The organism is Achromobacter sp. ACM04, from assembly GCF_014851465.1.
Lineage (GTDB): Bacteria > Pseudomonadota > Gammaproteobacteria > Burkholderiales > Burkholderiaceae_B > Achromobacter > Achromobacter aegrifaciens.
This window is the reverse complement of the sequence record NZ_JACUZS010000005.1, coordinates 449,754-470,959: the sequence shown is the minus strand read 5'-3', so window position 1 is coordinate 470,959 and position 21,206 is coordinate 449,754. Positions and strand designations below refer to the sequence as shown.

Genomic DNA, 21,206 nt, shown 5'->3' with positions numbered 1-21,206 from the left:
AGTTGCCAAGGAGACAGATCAGTATGGAGAATCCGCGCTATCTCGGCGATCACGCCGCTTTGACGCCGGACAAGCCGGCCGTCATCAACGGGACCACCGGCGAGGTGCTGAGTTTTCGGGAGCTCGATGAACGTTCAAATCGCTTCGCGCAGTACCTGTACGCCTTGGGCCTGCGGCGCGGAGATCACATCGCGATGCTGCTCGAGAACAACGCCCGTTGTTTCGAGATCTGCTGGGCGGCGTTGCGTTCGGGCCTGCTGATCACGCCGATCAATCGATTCCTGAGCGTTGACGAGGCTGTCTATCTGATTGCCGATTGCGAAGCGCAGGTCGTCGTCAGCTCGCTCGCCATGAGCGAATTGGCTGGGGCGCTGACCGAGCGTATGCCGGGCTGCCGTGCGCGCCTGATGATCGATGGCGTTATCGAAGGCTGGGACGGTTACGAGGCAGCTGTGGCGCCCTTCCCGGCGCAGCGGCTCGAGGAAGAGTGGCTGGGCGCCACCATGCTCTACAGCTCAGGGACGACGGGGCGGCCCAAGGGCATCCTGCGTAATTTGCTCGAACGCAAAGTCAACGATGAACCTACGCCGCAGCGTAGCAGTCAGACCAAGCGCTACGGCTACTCCTGCGAAACCGTCTACTTGTCGCCCGCGCCGCTCTACCATGCCGCTCCACTGGGGTTTGCGCTCAACGTTCAGTTCGAGGGCGGCACCGTGGTATTCATGGAAAAGTTCGACGAGAAAGAGGCGCTCGCTCTGATAGCGCGGCACCGGGTCACACACAGTCAGTGGGTGCCGACCATGTTCATCCGCATGTTGAAGCTGCCCGAAGCGGAGCGCCAGGCGTTCGATCTGTCGAGCCACCGCGTGGCAATCCATGCCGCCGCACCGTGTCCCGTCGAGGTAAAGCGTCAGATGATCGCGTGGTGGGGGCCCATTCTGAACGAGTACTACGGGGCGACAGAAGGCAACGGCACCACGTCGATTGATAGCGAGGAATGGCTGACCCATCCTGGTTCGGTGGGCCGGGCAGCAACAGGAGTCCTTCATATCTGTGACGACACTGGCAATGAGCTGCCGGTCGGAGAAACCGGCCTGGTCTACTTCGAGCGGGACGAGCTGCCTTTCCGTTACCACAACGATCCTGAAAAGACGCGCGCCGCGCAGCATCCGCGCCATCCGACCTGGACGGCTATCGGCGACATCGGGCATGTGGATGCCGACGGCTACCTGTATCTCACGGACCGCAAGGCCTTCATGATCATCTCCGGAGGCGTCAACATCTATCCACAGGCCATAGAAGACGCGTTGCAGATGCACCCCAGCGTTGGCGATGTCGCAGTGATCGGTGTGCCGAATCCGGAGATGGGCGAAGAGGTCAAGGCCATTATTGAACCGGCCGCCGGCGTAGCGCCGTCGGAAATGCTGGTCGATGAGCTGCTTGCACTATGCCGCCAAAAAGTGGCGCGCTACATGGTGCCGAGGTCGGTCGAATTCGTTGAGAAATTGCCGCGCCTGCCTACCGGGAAGCTATACAAGCAAGCCCTGCGTGAGAAGTATTGGCCAAAGCCCTCCGCCAATTAGCGGTGTCCCAGGGAAGCCGCAGTACGTGAGCGTCTGGCAGACTGGTACGTGAAGATCAGGGTCCGAAATACTCGCCCGCTTTCGCACCAGGCCGGCGCAGTCCTGGGGGCTGAGGTAATCGCCGTCGAAGGCGCCGAGGCGGCTGGGGAAAGCGGCTCTGCCGCTGTGGCCAAGCTGCTCAATCGGGGCAAACGGTCCATTGTGGCTGACCTGAAGACGTCAGAGGGGCCCGAGACGACCCGTGGCGAGCATGGCGAGGTGATTCTTGCCGTGTTGGAGGGCGCCGCAGCCCTCAACGTCTGGCGCACGCTGTCGTGACCCCCGACGGCCAACGGCCCGCTTATGCCCGCCGTTGGCCGCCAAGATTCATTCCACCGTTACTCCAGTCTCGGCCGTCAGCTTGAGGACGATAGGGAGATAGGCGTTGTACTCGGCCTGGGCCTCATGGGGCAGGTTTCCGATGGGTTCCAGGTCCATCCCAAGCAGTCGTTGCCTGACCTCTGGAGTCTTCACCGCAGCGCTGACTTCACGGCCCAGGCGCTCGATGATCTCCGGAGGCGTTTTGGCTGGAGCAAGCACCGTGGTTGGCGTGGAGACGTGGAAAGCCGTGCTGTCATAACCCTCCTCTGCCACGGTGGGGACATCCGAGAACGCGCCGATTCTTTTGCTGCCCAGGATGGCAAGGGCCCGAATCTGGCCGGAAGCGATGTGCTGCTTGAGCGAGGAAACCGAAGCGACGGCAATGTTGATCTGACCGGCAAGCAAATCCGTCACGATAGGCAATTCGCCCTTGTACGGCACGTTCAGGATGTCGATGCCATATGTCTTGTTCATATAGTGCTGAATGATCTGTGGCGAGGACCCCGGCCCCCACGACCCTATTCGCAGCGTACCAGGGTGCTTTTTTGCGTAGGCTATCAGCTCGTCGATGGTATTTACCGGCAGCGACTTGTGGACAACGATCACGGCCGAGCTCTTGGAGACATCGGAGATCTGCTGCAACTCGGTGCGAGGGTCGTAGGGCAGCTTTTTGTAAAGAACCAAGTTCGCACTGAGCGGGGTTGCGATGGTCAGCAGCAAGGTGTATCCGTCCGGAGCGGACTTGGCGGCGGTATTGGTGCCGATGATTCCGCCTGCGCCAGGCTTGTTCTCGACGAGTACAGGCTGCCCAAGGCGCTTGCCCAGACCTTCGGCAACCGCGCGCGCGACATTATCGATCTGTCCGCCAGCCTGATAGGGCACGATCATCCGCAGCGGCCTGGACGGATAATCGGTCTGGGCGTACAGGGAAAAGGGCAGAATTGCCAAGGCGGCGGCAGTCCATCCGATCCGTTTGGCCTTCATGGCCAGCATAGGCATGGCGGCCTTCCGGCGCCAGGAAGTGCGATAAAGCATGGTTTGTCTCCTCGCGCCGGTCAGAGCCGGCGCAGTATTGGTTTTTCCTGCAATACGTTGCCAAGACTGCAATGCGCAGTCTCTAGCGTCCGATGAAACGAGGCGGCCTCTTTTCGTTGAAAGCGGCGATGCCTTCCTTGAAGTCCTGCGTTTGGTGAATCTGCGGCTGGATCATGGCTTCGAGATCGAGGAATTGGTCCAGGCTGGGCGATAGCGAAAAGTGGAACATCTTCTTCGCCATCGCCAATGCGTAGGTAGGCTGAGTCGCCAGCGTTTGCGCCAGTTGGTCCGCGGCGGATTCAAGTTCGCCGTCCGGCACTACGCGCGTGATCAGATCCATCTCGGCAGCCTCTTGGGCTGAGAAGGAGCTTGCGGTGAATACGAGCTCGCGCGCGCGCGCCAGCCCGATCAGGCGTGACAGGAAGAACACCGCGCCGGAATCGGGCGCCAGGCCGCGGCGCGCGAAAATGCAGGAGAAGCTGGCCGTCTCGGACGCGATCACCAGGTCGCAGGCCAGCATCATGCTCAAACCGATGCCCACGGCTGAACCGCGCACGGCAGCGATCACGGGTTTTTCTATGGTGTAGAGATTGCGGATGAGCGCGTGCGCATTGTGTTGAAGGTTGTTGCGCGACCCCTTGACGTCGCGCACTGCCAGTTTCGCGACGTCGGCGCCAGCGCAAAAGCTGTCGCCCGCGCCGGTGAGAACGACGACCCGCACTTCGTCGTCGCGGTTGGCATTGGTGAAAGCGTCGGCCAGGTCCTGACGCATGTTGTTGGCGAGCGCATTCTTGCGCTCCGGCCGATTGAGGGTGATGCGTGCGACCGCCCCTGCTTTTTGATATTCGATCTCGGCCATGATTGCTTATCTCCCAATTTCCGATTCAGCGGCGGATGGCGCAGTTTCTTCGGTCAATACCAACAGGGCATCGACCGCGACGGCACCCTGGCCTTGCGGGTAAAGCAGGACCGGATTCAGGTCGATCTCGTCGATGCGCCCCGGATGCGCGGCAAGCAGGTCCGAGACCGCCACCAGAACTTGCGCGAGCGCGTCCAGATCCGAGGCAGCCTCGCCTCGCACGCCTTCCAGGATCGCACTGCCCTGCAGACGCGAAATCATGTCGCGCGCAATGGTGAGATCCAACGGCGCGGCAGCGAATACGACGTCGCGCAGAACCTCGACGTAGATGCCGCCAAAGCCCAACATCACCAGGGGGCCGAAATCGGGATCGTTGACGGTACCCACCACCATTTCTCGTCCTGGGGGCATCATCTTCTGGATCTGTACGCCTTCGATACGGGCCTTGGGCGCATAGCGCCTGGCGTTGGCGATGATGCCCGCATAGGCCGCCTCTACCTCCGCGGCGCCAGTCAGGTTCAGCGCTACGCCGCCCGCCTCGGTCTTGTGCGGAATGTCGGCGGAGACGACCTTGAGCACAACCGGCCAACCGATGCGCTCCGCTTCCGCCACGGCTTGAGATGCGCTGGTGGCGAGCGCTTCGGGCGCCATGGGAACGCCATAGGCTGAAAGCAACGCCCGTGCTTGAGCGGCGTCCAGTGAGCCGCCCGCGCCGGGTAGCGTTACGCGCGGGGTCGCCACGCTGGGAATGGCCGACTCGGCGGCGCGGCGGGAGAGCCATTGGTCGCGAAACAGCCGATAGTCGTCCAGCTTCGTCATCGCATAGGCGAAGCCCTCCAGGTCCAGGTGCAAGCCGCCAAGGCGGGCCAGGGTCTCCAGGCCAGAAGGCGCCGGAACGCCCGGAGAATGGAACACGAGCGGCCGGGTGGATTTGGCCAGGAGCGGAGCCAACTGGGCCTGCATATCCGGAATGCGGCGTGAACTGACCAGCGACACAATGATCAATCCCACATCGAGGTCAGGCGCGCGTTCCAGCAGTTCGAGTATGCGCATCAGCGTCGCGCCGCCGTCCTCGACGACATGAGCTGTGACGTCGACGGGGTTCTCGCTGGAGCCGTAGTCCGGCACGATGGCTGCCAGTTCTTGCTTCAGGGCCGGGGTCAGCTCGGGAACGTCGAGCCCCGCACGTTCGCAGATGTCGGCGGCCCAACCGCCAGCGCCGCCCGAGGTGGTTATGATGCCGACGCGCTTGCCTTGGGGCTGGGCGCCAACGCTGACGGCTGCTGCGATGGCGAGCATCTGCTCGGGGTTGTCGACGCGGATGACCCCATAACGCCGGAAAGCGGCCTCATAGGCGGTGTCTGCGCCGGTGAGATGAGCGGTGTGCGAGACTGCTGCACGTTGGCCCGCCATGGACTGTCCCACTTTGGCCACCACCAGGACCACGCCGGCGTCGGCCGCGCGCGCGGCGACCGATGCAAAGCGCTCCGGATCGCGGAAACCTTCCAGGAACAGCAGAATCGCTTTGGACGTCCCCTGTGCGATCAAGTGATCAACGACCTCCAGCATTTCGACGTCGGCTTCATTCCCGGTGGAGACAAGGCGTCCGATCGGAATATGTTCGTGGCAGGCGCGACTGTAGAGTGCGAACGCCATGGCGCCCGACTGCGAAACAATGCTTACGGGGCTGCGCAAGGGCAGCGAACCATGAGGCGGCGCCGGCATGGCCTCCAGCGTCGGGCTGAACGTGGCGGTCATGCCGGATTCGATATCGATGAAGCCTTCCGCGTTGGGGCCAAGAATACGCATGCCGGTGCGCCGTGCGAAAGCGGCGACCCGATCTTGCAGCCGCTCGCCGTGGCTGGCGTTGCTGGCCCCTGCGGAGAAAATGGCGGCAGCCTTGATGCCGCGTCCGGCGCATTGTTCGAGCACCTCCATGACCTGAGGGGCCGCGACGGCGATCAAGGCGAGGTCCACGGCTTCGGGCAGGGCCAGCACGTTCGGGTAGGCCTGCAGCCCCTGAATGGTGGAGCTGCTCGGATTCACGGGATAGATCGCCCCGGCGAAGCCGCCCGTGCGCAGCAGTTTCAGCAGGCGGCCACGGATCTTGTTGGTATCTTCCGAGGCGCCGACGACGGCCACGTGCTTCGGGGAGAAGAGAGGGGAGAGGCTGTTCAAGGTGCGAATCATCCTGTTCTTGGTTGGCGTATGGGAAATGGGGCTGTCGTTGAGAGTCGCCCGTGCTGCGGGTATCCGTCGCGGGCGTGTCAGTTGCGATTCATGATCTTGGCGAGCAGCGGCGTGATGGTCCGGTGTTCCTGCTCCAGGCGTTGGCGCATCGCTTCAGGCGTGCCGCCCAGGACCTGGTAGCCCGATGCCAGCAGCTGGGCGCGATTCGCTTCCAGGGCAAAGGCCGCCGCCCGGTTCAGGCGCTGGATGACGGCGGGTGGCGTGCCGGCAGGCGCAACGATGCCCGTCCAGGTGTCGGAGACATAGTCTGGCTGCCCCAGCTCTTCGCCCATCGTGGGTACCCCGGGCAGAAGCGGCATGCGTTCGCGACTGCCGACGGCCAGTATGCGCAACTTGCCGTCGCGCATGGACGGATAGGCCGAGCCGACGTAGGAAAGCATCATGTCGATTCGTCCGCCGAGAAAGTCCGTGGTGGCCGGCCCCGCGCCCTTGTACGGCACGTGCAGGATGTCGATCCCCGCCGCGTGCTTGAGCGCTTCGCCCGCCTGATGCGGGGACGTACCGCTGCCGGGAGAGGCATAGGTCAGCTTGCCGGGGTGATTCTTCGCATAGGCGGCCAGTTCCCGCAGCGTCTTGAAGCGCGATTCCGTCCGTACCGTGATCGTCATTGGCGCCAGGATGACGAGACTGACCGGCGCCCAGCTGGTTACGGGGTCATAAGGAAGCTTTGCGTAGATTGCGGGGTTGACGACATGCACGCCGGCGGTACTGGCGAGGATGGTGTAGCCATCCGGCGCGGCCTTGGCTACCGCTTCGGCGCCGATGATGCCGCCTGCGCCGGCGCGATTCTCGATCACGATGCTCTGGCCGAGCTCCTCGGACATGCTTTTTGCCAGTATGCGAGCGACCGTATCGGTGGCGCCTCCTGGCGGAAATGGCACGACCATCCGGATGGCGTGATCGGGGTAATTGGCGCCGTTTGCAGTACCTGTGGCGAACCATGCCACGACCGCAAGAGATGCCGTGGCCAAGGTGGAAATTACGCGCCGCAAGTGGCGGCTATCGATGTTCATGCCTATGTTCCCCTGGTTGATTGGGAAATGTTGGACTGTCGATTCAGGCCTGAAAACTTCGCATTGCGCATGGAAAAGTTGAGGAAAACGCATGGCTGTGAACGCTGCGGCGCGTTTGCGGCGATTTCTGCCGCACGGTCCGGAGCATCAAGCTCGTACTTCGGCAGAGTCGGGCGATCCTGCGGGATGCCTGCGATCCGGAAGCTATGTATTTATGGAATGTCTTCCGGAGCAACGTGAAGTGTTGCGCGAGGACATCCAGGTTCATCATGAGCTTCGTAAAAAATTCGATGGTCCGCGCGGGTCAATCCAGATTGCCCGATGCGCCGTCACGGGCGGCACGGCAGATCGCGCAGGACGAGTTCCAAGGAGCAGGAGACATAGATGCAGATCGTGGCAGCGGTCACGCGGGCGCCCAACGCCCCGTTCACGCTTGAGCAGATCGAACTGGATGCCCCGCGTGCGGATGAGATTTTGATCCGCATAGTCGGCGCCGGGATTTGTCATACCGACCTGGTTGCGCAAGCGGGTTCGTTCCCCATGGCGATGCCCGCCGTCTTCGGACATGAAGGCGCCGGTATCGTTGAAGCGGTTGGGACCGAGGTGCGCAAGGTCCAGCCCGGAGACCGCGTCGCGATCACATTCCTGTCCTGTGGGCGGTGTCCAACTTGCGAGCGGCATGAGCCAGCCTATTGCCACGCCAGGCGTACCCTGAACTATCGGGGCGCGCGCGCTGACGGCTCCGCAACCCTGTGCGATGGCAATGGGGCGATCTCGGGGAGCTTCTTCGGCCAGTCGTCATTTGCGACTCACGCCATTGCCCTGGAGCGCAATGTCGTCAAAGTCCCGCAAGAGATGCCTTTGCATATCGCCGGTGTGCTGGGGTGCGGAGTACAAACCGGCGCCGGCGCCGTCATGCGTTCGATGGCATGCCGGCCCGGCTCGACGCTGCTTGTTCTCGGCGGCGGGGCGGTCGGGCTCAGCGCAGTCATGGGCGCGGTAGTCCAGAGCTGTCAGACCATTATCGTCGTCGAACCCAATGCGCTACGGCGGGACCTCGCGCTTACGCTGGGTGCGACCCACACGATTGATCCCGCAGGGGCGCCCGATCTGGGGATGGCGGTCAGATCGATCTCCCCGCACGGGGCCGACTACGTGCTCGATACCAGCGGCGTTCCGGTCGTCGTCGGCGCGGTGCCGGCGTGTCTGGCGCCGCGCGGCACATTCGGCTTCGTCGGCGTACCGCCCGCGGCGGCGCGAGAGCTGGGGCTGCCCGGAACTCTCTTGACGGCGATGGGGAACGGATACACGTACCGGGGCATCATCGAAGGCGACAGCGACCCGGATCAGTTCATTCCAGAATTGATGGAGCTCCATCTTCAAGGTCGATTCCCCTTCGACAAGCTGATCAAGACCTACCCGTTGGCCGAGATCAACCGTGCGATTGCCGAGCAGCAACAAGGCCTTTGCACCAAGCCCGTACTGCTGCCCTGAATGCGGGCGCCGCACTTCTCTATTCCCAGGAACCGGAAACCATGAGTCTTCCCGACGCAATCTTGCCGCAGCATATAGCGGATGCAATCATCGATCCCAAGGTCCATGCCGACCTGGAGCGGCTGCATGCCGCCTACGCCTGGGCGCGTGCGAACAACCCGTTGGGCCGGGCGCAGGTAGAAGGCTATGATCCCTTTTGGGTCGTGACCAAGCATGCCGACGTCTCGCTGATCGGGCGCGATAGCCAGACCTTCCACAATGCGGATCTTCCCGTCGTCTGCTTGCCGCGGGCGACCATCGAGCACATGATCGCCACGACGGGCAATCGCGATCTCACCAAATCACTGATCCGGCTCGATGATCCCGAGCACAAAAAGCTGCGTGCGCTGACTCAGGCATGGTTCATGCCCAACAGCATCCTGAAGCTCGACGAGCGGATGCGGGCGCTCGCCAAAGCTACGGTCGACAAAATGGCTGTGCAGAGCGGCGAGGTCGTTGATTTCGCGCGTGACGTGGCGGTGCATTATCCCCTGCATATCATCATGGACATCCTGGGCGTGCCGTCCGAGGACGAGGCGCGCATGCTGACGTTGACGCAAGAGCTGTTTGGCGGAGATGACCCCGAACTCAGTCGCAATAAGGGCTCCTCCATGGATTTGAAGGCCAAGGCCGAGGCGAAAAAGGCGGTAATCGCCGACTTCCGGCAGTACTTTGACACCCTCACTGCCGACCGCCGGGCCAATCCGCGCAATGACGTGGCCAGCCTGCTGGCCAACGCTGAAATCGATGGGTTGCCACTGAGCGACATGCATCGCTTGGGCTACTACGTCATCATCGCCACGGCCGGCCATGATACGACTTCGTCGTCGACGGCCACCGCCATGTGGGCGCTGACCCAATCTCCCGAATTGTTGGCGCGGTTGAAGGCCGATAACACTCTCATACCGGCCTTTATCGAGGAGGCCGTGCGCTTTGCCTCTCCGGTCCGTCATTTCATGCGCTGTGCGACCGCGGACGTCGAGATCCGCGGCCGGACCATCAGAAAGGGGGACTGGGTGATGCTGTGCTACGGCTCGGCAAACCGCGACGAAGAGATATTCGAAGACCCATTCTCCTTCCGCATCGATCGCAAGCCCAACCGCCATCTAGCCTTTGGCATCGGCGCCCACGTATGCCTCGGGCAACACCTGGCCAGGATGGAAATGCGAGTGTTGTTCGAGACGATGATTCCGCGGCTCCAATCGGTTGAGCCAGCCGGCCCGCTTGAACTGGTCGCCTCGAATTTTGTCAGCGGGCCGAAGCGGCTGCCGATCCGCTACAAGCTGCATTGAATCCAGACAAGGGCGGCATCGGCATGAGTACGACAAAGACACTTCAGGTGCGCGTCACGCGGCGCACGCAGGAAACCGAGGACATCGTCAGCCTGGAATTGCGAGATCCCGCAGGAGGCTTGCTACCCGTATTTTCGGCGGGCGCTCACATCGATGTGCACGCGGGAACGGGCCTGGTTCGTCAGTATTCCCTCTGCGGCGCGCCGCAGGAGCGCGACCGCTACATCATCGGGATACTGCTTGAGGCCTCGTCGCGCGGCGGTTCCGAATGGATCCACGATCGCTGCCTCGAGGGTGCGATGATCCAAATTGGCGAGCCCCGCAATCATTTTCCGTTGCAAGAGGCAAGGCGCAGCATCCTGATCGGCGGCGGCATCGGCATTACTCCGCTGTTGAGCATGGCGGAAGCGCTGCACGCTGCCGGAGGAAATTTCGAACTCCACTACTGCGCCCGCAGCGTTGGCAAGACTGCCTTTCGTGGACGAATCGAGCAAGCCGCGTTCTCACGGCAGGTGCAATGCCACTACGACGACGGTAGCGTGGATCAGAAACTCGATCTTGCCAGGTTGCTTTCGCAACCCGATGCGGGCACGCATGTTTACGTTTGCGGCCCTGCTGGATTCATCGATTGGGTGTGTCGAGAGGCGGCCGAGGCAGGTCTCGCTCGAGAGCAAATCCACTTCGAGTACTTCGGCGGCAAAGAAATCGACTCGGCCAACGACCAAGCCTTCGACATCAAGATCGCCAGCACCGGCCAGCTATTGCGCATCCCTGCTGACCGCAGCGCCGCAGCGGTGCTCCAGGAGGCCGGCATCGATATCTACACGTCCTGCGGCGAGGGCTCGTGCGGCACCTGCGTGACACGGATCGTGGAAGGCGTTCCGGATCACCGCGATGTATTCCTCACGGATGATGAACACGCGGCGGGCGACCAGTTCACGCCATGCTGCTCGCGCGCGAAATCGCCTTTGCTGATATTGGATATCTGAGGAACGCCATGAATATCGAAGATCCATTCAGCATGACTGTCAGTGGCGCCGCGATTCCTTCGTTCGCCACCCTGGATGTCGTAGACCCGGCAACGGAAGAGATTGTTGCCGTCGCGCCGGACGCTACGCGTGCGCAGCTCGACCAGGCCGTGGAAAGCGCGCGCAAGGCGTTTTCGAAATGGTCTGGCACGCCTATTGCCCAGCGTCAGGATTTTCTGGTCAGGATCGGGCAGACTCTGGTCGCCAACCAGGAGATTTTGGCGCAGTTGCTGACGCGGGAGCAAGGCAAGCCGCTTGAGAATGCGCGCAAGGAAGTCGCACGCTCAGCATACTGGTGCGCCGAATTCGCCAAGCTTGATCTGCCGGTGCAAACGCTAGAGGACACCCCGGACATGCTGGTGCAGGTGCGGCGCGTCCCGATCGGAGTCGTTGGCGGAATCGTGCCGTGGAATGTTCCGCTGTTGCTCGCGCTCTGGAAAATTGCGCCAGCATTGTTGGCGGGCAACACGATGGTGCTGAAGCCATCGCCCTTTACGCCGTTGGCCACGTTGAAGCTCGGTGAGTTGCTGCGTGACGTGCTGCCGCCGGGAGTGCTCAATGTAATCAGTGGCGGCGATGCGCTCGGACCGTGGATGTCTTCTCATCCTGGCATCGACAAGATCAGCTTCACGGGCTCCACGCGTACCGGCCGTAGGGTCATGGAAAGCGCGGCCATCAACCTCAAGCGGCTGACCCTTGAACTCGGCGGCAATGACGCGGCCATCGTGTTGCCGGGCTGCGATGTCGAGGAGATTGCGTCGACGCTGTTTTGGGGAGCGTTTATCAATAGCGGGCAGGTCTGCGTTGCGATCAAACGGCTCTACATCCACGAGGACATTTACGAACGCCTGGCCGGGGCGCTGGCACGCATTGCCAGCCAGACGCCGATGGGCCGTGGCATGGACGCCGCGGTGAAGCTCGGTCCCGTGCAGAACAGGCAGCAGTTCGAGCATTTGAAGGGATTGCTTGCCGAGACCCGCGCCCAAGGTTGCCGAATTCTCGCGGGCGGCGAGATCCCGGCGGGCAAAGGGTATTTTTTTCCGGTGACGCTGGTCGACAACCCTCCGGACACCGCCCGCGTGGTCCAAGAGGAGCCGTTCGGTCCGATCTTGCCGTTGCTCAAATTCAAGGACGTGGATGAGGCCGTGGCGCGCGCCAATGATTGCGAATTTGGGTTAGGCGGCTCCGTGTGGGGACCTGACGAGGAGCAGGCTCTGGCTATCGCCTGCCGGCTCAACGCCGGCACGGTATCGGTTAACGGCACGCTGGCGCTCTCTCCTTCCAGGCCAATGGCAGGGCATAAGCAGTCGGGCCTGGGTGTGGAGAACGGCATCGAGGGGTTGTTGGAGTACACGTTGGCGCAGACGATATCCATGAAACGTCGGCGCGCCTGAAACGGGAATGCAATGATGCGCATGCGGATGCTCTTCATGCCGGTTCTGGCGCTGTTGGCAACCTGGAGCGCAAGCTCTGCCCTCGCCCAGCCGTATCCTGTCCGTCCCGTTCGGATCGTCGTACCGTTCGCCGCCGGAGGCGCGGCGGATATCGTCGGCCGGTTGCTGGCCGAGGAAATGCGGAAGGACCTGGGGGTGGCGGTGATGGTGGAAAACCGCGGTGGTGCAAATGGCCTGATTGGAACCGAAGCCGTGGCGACGGCCGCGCCAGACGGCTACACGCTGCTGTTTGGAACGAACACCACGAATGCCGCCGCGCCGGCACTGTTCAAGCAGCTTCCATTCGATCCCGCCAAGGCCTTCCGCGCCGTCGCGCTGGTCGCCAGAACGCCCTTCGTGCTGGTCGTGCGCGGCGACGGCAGCATGAATACGCTTGGCGAACTGGTCGCCTTTATGAAACAGAACCCAGCGGCCGCAAACTACGCCTATAGCAATAGCACGGCTCAGGTGGCTGGGGCGTTCTTTGCCAAGCAGGCGAACGTGCCTATGACTGCGGTCCCGTACAAGGGCGAGGCCGCTGCGATTACAGACGTCGTCGTCGGCGAAGTGGCCTTTGCCTTTGCTAGTGTCGCGGCCGCGCGCCCGTTTCTGGATTCCAAGCGTGTGCGGGCGCTTGCGGTCACATCACGCGCCCGGTCGGCGTTGCTGCCCGATATCCCGTCCATCGTCGAGGCGGGATTTCCGGACTCGGAGACTGTTGCCTGGGCGGCGTTCTTCGCGCCCGCCGGTACTCCCGACGAGATTGTTCAGCGGCAAAGCGCCTCGCTTGAGAGGGCGTTGGCCCAGCCCGCCATGAAAAGGCAGCTTGCACGTCATGGCAGCGAAGTCGATTACCTGCCTCTCCAGAAGACTGAGGAATTCGTCAGGGATCAGTTCGAGGTCTGGGGGGCAAAGATTCGGGCGGCCGGTATCGAACCGCAGTAGGCCGCCGGCAACAAGCGTCGGCGCGCATAGAACGGGAATGCGACGATGCACATACGGAATCTCTTCATGCGGCATCGTCGGTTTTCGGCTGCCTGAGCGCCGTCTCAGTCCAGCGTTACGCCCGTGTCGGCGTTCAGCTTGAGGATGATCGGAAGATAGGTCTGGTACTCGGCCAGGGCTTCGTCGGGCAGGTTCCCGATCGGTTCCAGGTCCATCGCGAGCAGCCTGTCGCGGACCTCGGGGCTCTGCACCGTAGCGCTGACCTCGCGACCCAGCCGCTCGACGACGTGTGCGGGCGTTTGGGCCGGGGCCAGCAGCGTCGTCGGTGCAATGGCCCGGTAAGCGTCATCGTTGTAGCCCGACTCGGCCATGCTTGGGACGTCCGGCAGGCTGCTGATCCGCTTGCTGCCGAGCACGGCGAGGGCCCGTATCTTGCCGGTGGCAAGGGGCTGCTTGAGCGTGAACACGGAGGCCAGGGCAACGTCGATCTGGCCGCCAAGCAACGCCGTCATGATCGGCAGTTCGCCCTTGTAGGGTACGTTCAGGATGTCGATGCCGTAGGTCTTGTTCATGTAGTGCTGAATGAGGTGCGGCGTGGAGCCTGGTCCCCACGATCCCATTCGGAGCGCGCCTGGTTCCCTTCTTGCATACGCGATCAGCTCATCGATGTTCCTGACGGGTAACGCACTGTTGATCACGATCACTCCCGTACCCTTGGCGACATCGGAGACCGGCCGCAACTCGGTGCGCGGATCGTAGGGCAGCTTCTTGAAGAGCACCAGGTTGGCGGTGATCGGGGAGGCCAGCGTCAACAGCAGGGTGTAGCCGTCCGGGGCTGATTTGGCGACGTAATTGGTCGCGATGATGCCGCTTGCGCCAGGCTTGTTCTCCACGAGCACGGGCTGGCCGAGCCGCTTGCCCAGGCCTTCGGCAACCGAGCGTGCGATGGTATCGACCTGCCCGCCGACCTGGTAAGGCACGATCAGATGCAAGGGCCTGGTTGGATAGTCGGTCTGGGCGCGCGCGGACAAGGGCAGGATAGCCAGCGCGGCGGCAAGCAATCCGACCCGTGTGGCAACCGCCGCCAGCGCTTGGGCAGCGGGTTTCCAGTACAAATGTTTGTTTTGCTTCATGGCCACTCTCCTTGCGCCGCAAGAGGTGGCTATCGGCGTCCATGCCTAGGCCTGTGTTGGGGCGGTGCGGCAATCTTGGACTGTGGGCGCCGGTCCGCAAACTGCAAATTCCGCATGTACATATGGGAAATACACAGGGCGCGCGCAGCGCAGGTGGGTCGGGAAGGGTTTTCGCCGCCTCTTCAACGCGAGGCGGTCGCCAGCCGCACGGCCAACCCGACAAACACCAGCGCGGCGATCCGGTTCAACCAGCGCTTGGCCGTCACCGAACGCTGCAGCAGTTCCCCGAACGCGCCCGAGAAGAACGCGATGGCGCCGAACACCAGCAGCGTGGACACCATGAACACCGCGCCCAGCTGCATGGTCTGCAAGCCCACGCGGCCCAGCGCCGGTGAGGTGAACTGCGGCAGGAAGGCGAAGAAGAACAGCAGGACCTTGGGATTGGTCAGGTTCATCACGATGCCGCGGCGATACAGCGCACCGGGCTTCATGGGTTCGGGGCGCTTGCCGTCCTCGGGTTCGACCGGCGCGCGCAGGATCTGCCATGCCAGATAGGCCAGGTAGGCGGCGCCCGCAAGCTTCAGCACGGTGAAGGCCATGGGCGAGGCCGCGAACACGGCCGCCAGCCCAACGGCCACGGCGGCCGTATGCCCCAGCAGCCCCGTGCACAGCCCCAGCACCACGAACATGCCGGCCTTGCGTCCCCAGATGGCGGATTGCATCAGCACGAACAGGTTGTCCGGCCCTGGAGTCAGGGCCAGCAGGACGGCAATGCCGAAGAATGCGATCAGGGTGTCGATGGGCAGCATGGGGGTCGCCTGGAACGGTTCGACCGGCTTCGGAAGGCCGGAAGTGGCATCATAAAGGGAAAGACGTGCCCATCATGCATGCCGCATGCGTCCCTGGCGGGGCGTGTGCGACCCGATCAGGAGAGACAACCGCCATGCCACCATCCGCCATGCCGCATTCCCCGCAGCCCTTGCAGGCCGCCGACGCACGCCCCGATGCCGCGCTCGAGGCGTGGCTGCATGCGCGCCACAGCTGCCGCGCCTTCCTGCCCGAACCGGTCGGGCGCGGCACCATCGAGCGCATCCTGGATCTGGCGCAGCGCGCCGCGTCCTGGTGCAACTGCCAGCCCTGGCAGGTGACGATCACCGAAGGCGCGGGTACGGAACGCCTGCGCGACGCGCTGCAACGCCGCGCGGAGCAGTCTGGCTTTACGCCGGATTTTCCGTTTCCGCGCGAGTATCAGGGCGAGTACCTGGCTCGTCGGCGCGAATCAGGCTTCCAGCTGTATGGCGCGGTCGGCGTGGCGCGCGGCGACCGCGAGGCATACCGCCGCCAGGAAATGCGCAATTTCCAGCTGTTCGACGCGCCGCACGTGGCCATCATCACCACCGACGAGGCGCTGGGCGAATACGGCGCGATGGATTGCGGCGGCTATGTGGCCAATTTCCTGCTGGCGGCCCAGGCCAATGGCGTGGCGACCGTCGCCCAGGCATCCCTGGCCATGTACCCGGAAGTGCTGCGCGAGGAACTCGGCATCGCCGCGGACCGCCGCGTGGTCTGCGGCATTTCCTTCGGTTATGCCGACACGGCGCACCCCGCCAACAGCTATCGCACCAGCCGCGCCCCGCAATCCGAAACCGTTACCTGGATCGGCGAATAGGGACAGGCTGCGCCTGGCCTGATATGGTTCATCCTGATCGCTTTTATTCCGCCCCTGTCCATACGCAAGCAGTCCACTGAAGATGCCCACCAAACACATCGATACGCTTCTGCAGCACGCAGGCACCGCCCCGTTCAACCCTGAAACCGGCACGGCGCCGGTGCCCCTGCCGCCGATGCGGGCCAGCACGGTGCGCTTCGAGAACCTCGCCGCGCTTGAAAAGGCCCAGCGCGACAAGGCGGCAGGCGGCCGCGCCTCCACCTACGGGCGCATGGGCATGGACACGCATGCGGCGCTGGAAGAAGTCTTCACCCAGCTCGAAGGCGGTACGCATTGCTACCTGGCGTCCTCGGGCCTGTCGGCGATGACCATGGTCATGATGGCCCTGTGCTCGGCCGGCGACCACGCGCTGATCTCGGACTGCGTCTATGGTCCGATGCGCGAACTCGACGACGCGGTGCTCAAGCGCATGAACATCGAGATCACCTACTTCGCGGCTGGCGAGGATCTCGAAGCGCTGGTGCGTCCCAACACCAAGCTGCTGTACGTGGAGTCGCCGGGATCGCTGTTGTTCGAGATGCTGGACATGGGCGCCATGGCCGCTTTCGCGCAGAGCCACGGGCTGGTGCTGGCCACCGACAACACCTGGGGTTCGGGCTACATCTACCGTCCGCTGACGCTGGGCGCGCAGGTGTCTGTCATCGCCGGCACCAAGTACGTGGGCGGGCATTCGGACCTGATGCTGGGCGCCGTCGTCACCAATGACGAACAGATAGCCCGCAAGCTCAACCGCACGCAGTACGCCATGGGCTATTCGATCAGCGCTGACGACGCCTGGCTGGCCTTGCGCGGGGTGCGCACCATGCCCATCCGCATGGCCCAGCATGCGCGCCATGCCTTGCAGGTGTGCGAGTTCTTCAAGAGCCGTCCCGAGACCGTGCGCCTGTTCCACCCGGCCTGGCCGCAGGATCCCGGCCACGCCCTGTGGCAGCGCGATTGCACCGGCTCCAATGGCATGCTGTCCGTCGAGCTTCGCCTGTCGCCGGCGGCGGCGCGCGTGTTCGTGGATTCACTGACGCTTTTCGGCATCGGTTTTTCCTGGGGCGGCTACGAAAGCCTGGTGCAGCTGGTGTCGGGCAAGGACCTGGCCAAGCACCGCTACTGGGGCGAAGGCGACAACGCCCTGGTGCGGCTGCATATCGGCCTGGAATCGCCGGACGACATCATTGCCGACCTGACCCAGGCGCTGGAAAAAGCCGCGGCCGTCCAGGGCTGAACGACGCAAGGCGCGGCGGCCTCAGGCGGCCGCGCTACGTATCCACGCGCCGATGCGCGCGGCGATGTCGTCGCTGTTGTCGTCCATCATGGGCATGTGCGAATTGCCGGCAATGCCCATGTCGGCCAGGCGCCAGGTTTGTACGCGGGCGCCTTGGCGCGCCAGCTCATCGGCATAGGCCTGGCCGGTGGCGCACAGCTTTTCCCAAAGCGGCGTCGCGTCCAGGTAGTCGCCATAGACGAACAGAAAGGGCTTGTCCGCCACGGCTTGGGCCGTTACCTCGGACGAGTAGCCCGAGGGTTCGATGCCGATGACGCCGCGCACCAGGTCCGGCCGCGCATGCAGCGCGCGGTAGGCGACTTCGCCGCCGTGGCTGTGCGCCATCACCAGGCAAGGTCCGACGCGGTCGAGCACCGCGCAGAATCCCCGTAGGGCCGCATCGTTATTGCCCAGCCAGCGCGGTACCGCGTGGCGGATGAATTCGTCGAACGCGGCGACCGGAAAGCGCTGCCCTTCGAACGCGCTTCGCGCCGCGTAGTCTTCGGCGCGGCCGAAGCGGAACAGCGTCCAGCTTTCCTCGGCATTGCGGATGATGGGCGGCTCGGGCCAAACCTGTGTGAACGGGGCCCAGCCTGCGCGGCCACGCTCGACGTTGTCCACGACGTACACCGCATGTCCCTGCCGAAGAAAGTGCTGCATCCAGCCGGGCCTGCCGTCGGGCGTCTGCTCCCACATCGCGCCCGTCATGCCGCCGCCATGCAGCAGCACGATGGGCAGCGGATGCGCCAGGCGCGCCGGGATGAAGTACTGCACGTAGGCCTGCTCGAAGTGATACAGGCCGTTGGGGTCATACGCCAGCGATGCGCTCTGCGTGAAGGCGATCTCGCGCTGCGGCAGACCGTCGATACGCACCTGCCGCCCGCCCGCGTAGAAGCTGCCGAAGTCGGCCAGGGCCACTGCCTCGGGCGGCGCTTGCGTCATGGCTTGACCAGAGGACATTGGCTTTCCGACAAGGGCCAGGCCAGCGCCGCGCCAGGAATGTTGCGCACGATGTTGTAGTAGTCCCAGGGCGCCTTGGACTGCGCCGGCGTCTTGACCTGTGCCAGCATCATGTCGCGCACCACCAGGCCGTCTTCGCGGATGCGTGCGTTCAGGCTGAACGGGTCGTCGATGGGCAGCGATTTCATCTTTGCCATGACGGCATCGGCGTCCACCGTGCCTGCCGCCTTCACGGCTTGCAGGTAATGGCGCACCGAGCCGTAGACGCCGGCCTGCAGGAAGGTGGGCGGACGCCCCACGCGGGCCTCGAACTTCTTGGCGAAGGCGCGCGTGCCGTCGTTCATGTCCCAGTATGACGGCACGGTCAGATAGGTTTTCTGCGCGGCTTGCAGGCCCAGGCTGTGCACGTCGGTGATCAGCAGCAGCATGGCCGCCAGCTGCTGCGCGCCGCCGATGCCGAATTCCGCGGCCTGCTTGATGGCCGAGATGGTGTCGCCGCCCGCGTTGGCGATGGCGATGATCTGCGCCTTGGAGGCCTGCGCCTGCAACAGGAAGGATGCGAAGTCCGACGCGTTCAGCGGGTGGTAGACAGTGCCGACGACCTCGCCGCCGTTGGCCTTGACCACGGCCTCGGTGTCGGCCGCCAGCTGCTTGCCAAAGGCGTAGTCGGACGCCAGGATGAACCAGCGCTTGTTGCCCTCGTTGACCACGGCGGTCGCGGTGCCGCGCGACAACGCGTAGGTGGTGTAGGTCCATTGCACGCCGTAGGGCGAGCACTGCGCCTGGGTCAGCGCGGTGGTGCCAGGGCTGGAGAACAGCACCAGCTTCTTCTTGTCGCGCGCGATGCCCTGCACCGCCAGCGCGACCGACGAGTTGGGCACGTCCACGATCACGTCCACGCCGTCGGTGTCGTACCACTTGCGCGCCATGCCGCTGCCGATGTCGGGCCGGTGCTGGTGGTCGCCCGAGACCAGCGAAATCGGCTTGCCCAGCAGGGTGCCGCCCATTTCCTCGATGGCCAGGCGGGCGGCTTCGACCGAGCCGCGGCCGGTTGCGTCGGCGGTGACGCCCGCCATGTCCGTGAGTACGCCGATCTTCACGCCGTCGGTTTCGTTGGCTTGCGCCAGGCCGGCGGCCAGCGCCAGGCACAGGCCCAGCATCGCGCGTTTGCGCGGGAATCGCTGCTTCATTTGTCTTCCACCCATTGTGTGCCGCTGTTGCGGCGATTTGTTGTGCGGAAAGTGTAGCGCGGGCTCGGGCGGGAACCGCAAAGAAAAACGCCCCGGCCGGCAGGCTCGGGGCGTTCGGGATTCCGGCTGGAAAGTATCAGTTGCGCGCCAGCGGGATCAAGCGGGTCACTTCCTTCAGCGCGCCTTCGTAGCTGTTGCCCGCCATGACCGGCGAGGTCATGAACTTGCCGCCGACGGCGAACGAGGGGGTGCCGTCGATGCGGTAGGCGTCGGCCAGCTGGGTGGCGCGCTGCACCTGCGTCTGCACGCTGAACGAATCGAAGACCGAGTCGAACTTCTCGCGGTCCACGCCCTGCGTGGCGATCCATTCGCCCATCGCCTTCTTGTCGAACAGGCGCTTGTGCTCGCCGTGGATGGCGGCAAAGACCTTGGGGTGCAGATCCGGGCGGTCCAGGGCGAGCAGCGTGTAATAGAGCTGCTGCAACGGCTTCATGCCGGCGTTGAACGCGATCGGAACCTGCTTGAGCACCACGTCCGGCGGTGCGGTCTTGGCCCAGTCTTCAACCATGGGCTCCATGGCGGCGCAGTGCGGGCAGGTGTAGGCGAAGAATTCCAGGACCTCGATCTTGCCCGGGGTGTCCGACGGCAGCGGCGGATTGATGGCGATGGACTGCTGCGTACCTTGCGCGTGGCTTGCCGGGCTGAAGAATGCCGTGGCGGTCAGCGCGGCCGCGGCCAGGATGCGGATTATCTTGGGGGACAGCATGGATGAGAGGTTCCTGAGTAAAAAGTTACAGACAGGCCCGGGGCCGGATAAGTTCAATGCTTGCGTGCGCGGCGGCCCACATTACTGGCGCACCACCGCGGTTTCGATCTTGTTCTCGCCCAGACGGCCGCGCGCCCGGTTCATGTCGTCCAGGCGGGCAAAGGGCCCCACCCTGACCCGATTGATGGGCTTGCCGTTCACTTCGGCCTTTTGCACCGCCACCGGCAGGCCCAGCAGGATGATGCGGGCCTTGAGGGACTCCGCGTCGTTCTCGCCCCGGAAGGCGCCGGCCTGCAGGTAATACGTGCCGTTGGCCGCGGAGGCGGTGGCGGCCGGCTTGGGAGCCGGCGCGGGCGCAGCGGCGGGGGCGGCCTTGGAGATAGGCGTGGGCGCCTGGCTGGGGGCGGCGGACGGCGCGGCCGAAGCCGCGGCGGGCGCCTTGGACGTAGGCAGGGTGGCGATCAGCGCGCCCAGGTCGTCCAGCTTGGCGGGGGTGTCATCGCCCTTGGAGGCGGCGGGTCCGCTGGCCTGGCCTGTGCCGGCCCCAGGCAGCGGCGCGGGCGCCGTGGCGGTCGGGCCGGTGGAAGGGGTGCCGGCGCCGCCGTCGCGGCCGTACAGGCCGGCGTTGGGGTCCGGCGCCTGGCGCGGGTCCGGCAGCTTGCCGTTGTCGCCCTGGCGGCTGGCCCGGTCGACGAAGGGCACTGGCGCCTTGGTGACGTAGAAGGCGACGACGGCGGCCACGATCAGGCCGATGAGCAAGCCGGCCAGCGCGCCGTACAGGGTGCTGCCGCTTTCGCCGGAGGAGCGGCGGGTGGTTTTGCGCTTGGTTGCCATGAACCGAT

At 64.1% G+C, this 21,206-nt stretch carries 19 protein-coding genes; 9 read left to right on the top strand and 10 right to left on the bottom strand.

Annotated elements, in window-relative coordinates; genetic code table 11:
- The first annotated feature begins 23 nt into the window (after nt 1-23).
- Together IB259_RS27550 and IB259_RS27545 are read left to right on the top strand one after the other, a co-directional pair.
- Complete coding sequence (locus IB259_RS27550) at nt 24-1,583, top strand: acyl-CoA synthetase (protein ID WP_192330634.1); 1,560 nt, start codon at nt 24-26, stop codon at nt 1,581-1,583.
- A 48-nt stretch (nt 1,584-1,631) separates the two neighbouring features.
- On the top strand, nt 1,632-1,901 hold the full coding sequence (locus IB259_RS27545; RefSeq protein WP_370528717.1) for a CoA transferase: 270 nt from the start codon (nt 1,632-1,634) through the stop codon (nt 1,899-1,901).
- A gap of 48 nt (nt 1,902-1,949) precedes the next feature.
- On the opposite strand, the gene IB259_RS27540 is transcribed toward IB259_RS27545, so the two are convergent.
- From IB259_RS27540 to IB259_RS27525, 4 genes are all read right to left on the bottom strand, one after another.
- Nucleotides 1,950-2,978 carry a tripartite tricarboxylate transporter substrate binding protein gene (locus tag IB259_RS27540; protein ID WP_225589253.1) on the bottom strand — a complete coding sequence of 343 codons (1,029 nt, stop codon included), beginning with the start codon at nt 2,976-2,978 and terminating at the stop codon, nt 1,950-1,952.
- 82 nt (nt 2,979-3,060) lie between these two features.
- Nucleotides 3,061-3,837: an enoyl-CoA hydratase/isomerase family protein gene (locus IB259_RS27535; RefSeq protein WP_175212869.1), complete on the bottom strand. Its 777-nt coding sequence runs from the start codon at nt 3,835-3,837 to the stop codon at nt 3,061-3,063.
- Nucleotides 3,838-3,843: 6 nt separating this feature from the next.
- Nucleotides 3,844-6,015 carry an acetate--CoA ligase family protein gene (locus tag IB259_RS27530; protein WP_192330632.1) on the bottom strand — a complete coding sequence of 724 codons (2,172 nt, stop codon included), beginning with the start codon at nt 6,013-6,015 and terminating at the stop codon, nt 3,844-3,846.
- A gap of 89 nt (nt 6,016-6,104) precedes the next feature.
- Nucleotides 6,105-7,100, bottom strand: coding sequence for a Bug family tripartite tricarboxylate transporter substrate binding protein (locus IB259_RS27525; protein WP_370528716.1), 996 nt, complete (start codon nt 7,098-7,100; stop codon nt 6,105-6,107).
- Between the two features lie 384 nt (nt 7,101-7,484).
- On the opposite strand from IB259_RS27525, the gene IB259_RS27520 reads away from it, so the two are divergent.
- From IB259_RS27520 to IB259_RS27500, 5 genes are read left to right on the top strand one after another with little or no spacing between them, the layout of a single operon-like run.
- Nucleotides 7,485-8,594 carry an NAD(P)-dependent alcohol dehydrogenase gene (locus IB259_RS27520; protein WP_192330630.1) on the top strand — a complete coding sequence of 370 codons (1,110 nt, stop codon included), beginning with the start codon at nt 7,485-7,487 and terminating at the stop codon, nt 8,592-8,594.
- A gap of 41 nt (nt 8,595-8,635) precedes the next feature.
- Nucleotides 8,636-9,925: a cytochrome P450 gene (locus IB259_RS27515; RefSeq protein WP_175212865.1), complete on the top strand. Its 1,290-nt coding sequence runs from the start codon at nt 8,636-8,638 to the stop codon at nt 9,923-9,925.
- Entirely contained in the window at nt 9,922-10,914 is a 993-nt protein-coding gene (locus IB259_RS27510; protein ID WP_370528715.1) for a 2Fe-2S iron-sulfur cluster-binding protein, read from the top strand. Before IB259_RS27515 ends, IB259_RS27510 begins: the two co-directional genes overlap by 4 nt.
- Nucleotides 10,869-12,347, top strand: coding sequence for an aldehyde dehydrogenase family protein (locus IB259_RS27505; RefSeq protein WP_225596950.1), 1,479 nt, complete (start codon nt 10,869-10,871; stop codon nt 12,345-12,347). The genes IB259_RS27510 and IB259_RS27505 overlap by 46 nt, the downstream gene beginning before the upstream one ends.
- Before the next feature lie 12 nt (nt 12,348-12,359).
- Entirely contained in the window at nt 12,360-13,331 is a 972-nt protein-coding gene (locus tag IB259_RS27500; RefSeq protein ID WP_192330628.1) for a tripartite tricarboxylate transporter substrate binding protein, read from the top strand.
- A gap of 104 nt (nt 13,332-13,435) precedes the next feature.
- On the opposite strand, the gene IB259_RS27495 is transcribed toward IB259_RS27500, so the two are convergent.
- Both IB259_RS27495 and IB259_RS27490 read right to left on the bottom strand, forming a co-directional pair.
- A complete protein-coding gene (locus IB259_RS27495) occupies nt 13,436-14,464 on the bottom strand; it encodes a tripartite tricarboxylate transporter substrate binding protein (RefSeq protein WP_192330626.1) in 1,029 nt (342 codons plus the stop codon).
- A 182-nt stretch (nt 14,465-14,646) separates the two neighbouring features.
- Nucleotides 14,647-15,273, bottom strand: a complete 627-nt coding sequence (locus tag IB259_RS27490) for a LysE family translocator (RefSeq protein ID WP_054455611.1) — start codon at nt 15,271-15,273, stop codon at nt 14,647-14,649.
- Nucleotides 15,274-15,407: 134 nt separating this feature from the next.
- Here IB259_RS27490 and IB259_RS27485 point away from each other — a divergent pair, with 134 nt between their 5' ends.
- Together IB259_RS27485 and metC are read left to right on the top strand one after the other, a co-directional pair.
- Nucleotides 15,408-16,133 carry a nitroreductase gene (locus IB259_RS27485; protein ID WP_054455609.1) on the top strand — a complete coding sequence of 242 codons (726 nt, stop codon included), beginning with the start codon at nt 15,408-15,410 and terminating at the stop codon, nt 16,131-16,133.
- A gap of 82 nt (nt 16,134-16,215) precedes the next feature.
- Nucleotides 16,216-17,409, top strand: coding sequence for a cystathionine beta-lyase (gene metC, locus IB259_RS27480; protein ID WP_054455607.1), 1,194 nt, complete (start codon nt 16,216-16,218; stop codon nt 17,407-17,409).
- A gap of 21 nt (nt 17,410-17,430) precedes the next feature.
- On the opposite strand, the gene IB259_RS27475 is transcribed toward metC, so the two are convergent.
- From IB259_RS27475 to IB259_RS27460, 4 genes are all read right to left on the bottom strand, one after another.
- Complete coding sequence (locus IB259_RS27475; protein WP_054455605.1) at nt 17,431-18,408, bottom strand: alpha/beta fold hydrolase; 978 nt, start codon at nt 18,406-18,408, stop codon at nt 17,431-17,433.
- On the bottom strand, nt 18,387-19,598 hold the full coding sequence (locus IB259_RS27470; protein ID WP_119449842.1) for an ABC transporter substrate-binding protein: 1,212 nt from the start codon (nt 19,596-19,598) through the stop codon (nt 18,387-18,389). Before IB259_RS27470 ends, IB259_RS27475 begins: the two co-directional genes overlap by 22 nt.
- 136 nt (nt 19,599-19,734) lie before the next feature.
- A complete protein-coding gene (locus IB259_RS27465; protein ID WP_054455603.1) occupies nt 19,735-20,364 on the bottom strand; it encodes a thiol:disulfide interchange protein DsbA/DsbL in 630 nt (209 codons plus the stop codon).
- 81 nt (nt 20,365-20,445) lie between these two features.
- Nucleotides 20,446-21,198, bottom strand: coding sequence for an SPOR domain-containing protein (locus tag IB259_RS27460; RefSeq protein ID WP_054455601.1), 753 nt, complete (start codon nt 21,196-21,198; stop codon nt 20,446-20,448).
- Nucleotides 21,199-21,206 lie beyond the last annotated feature (8 nt).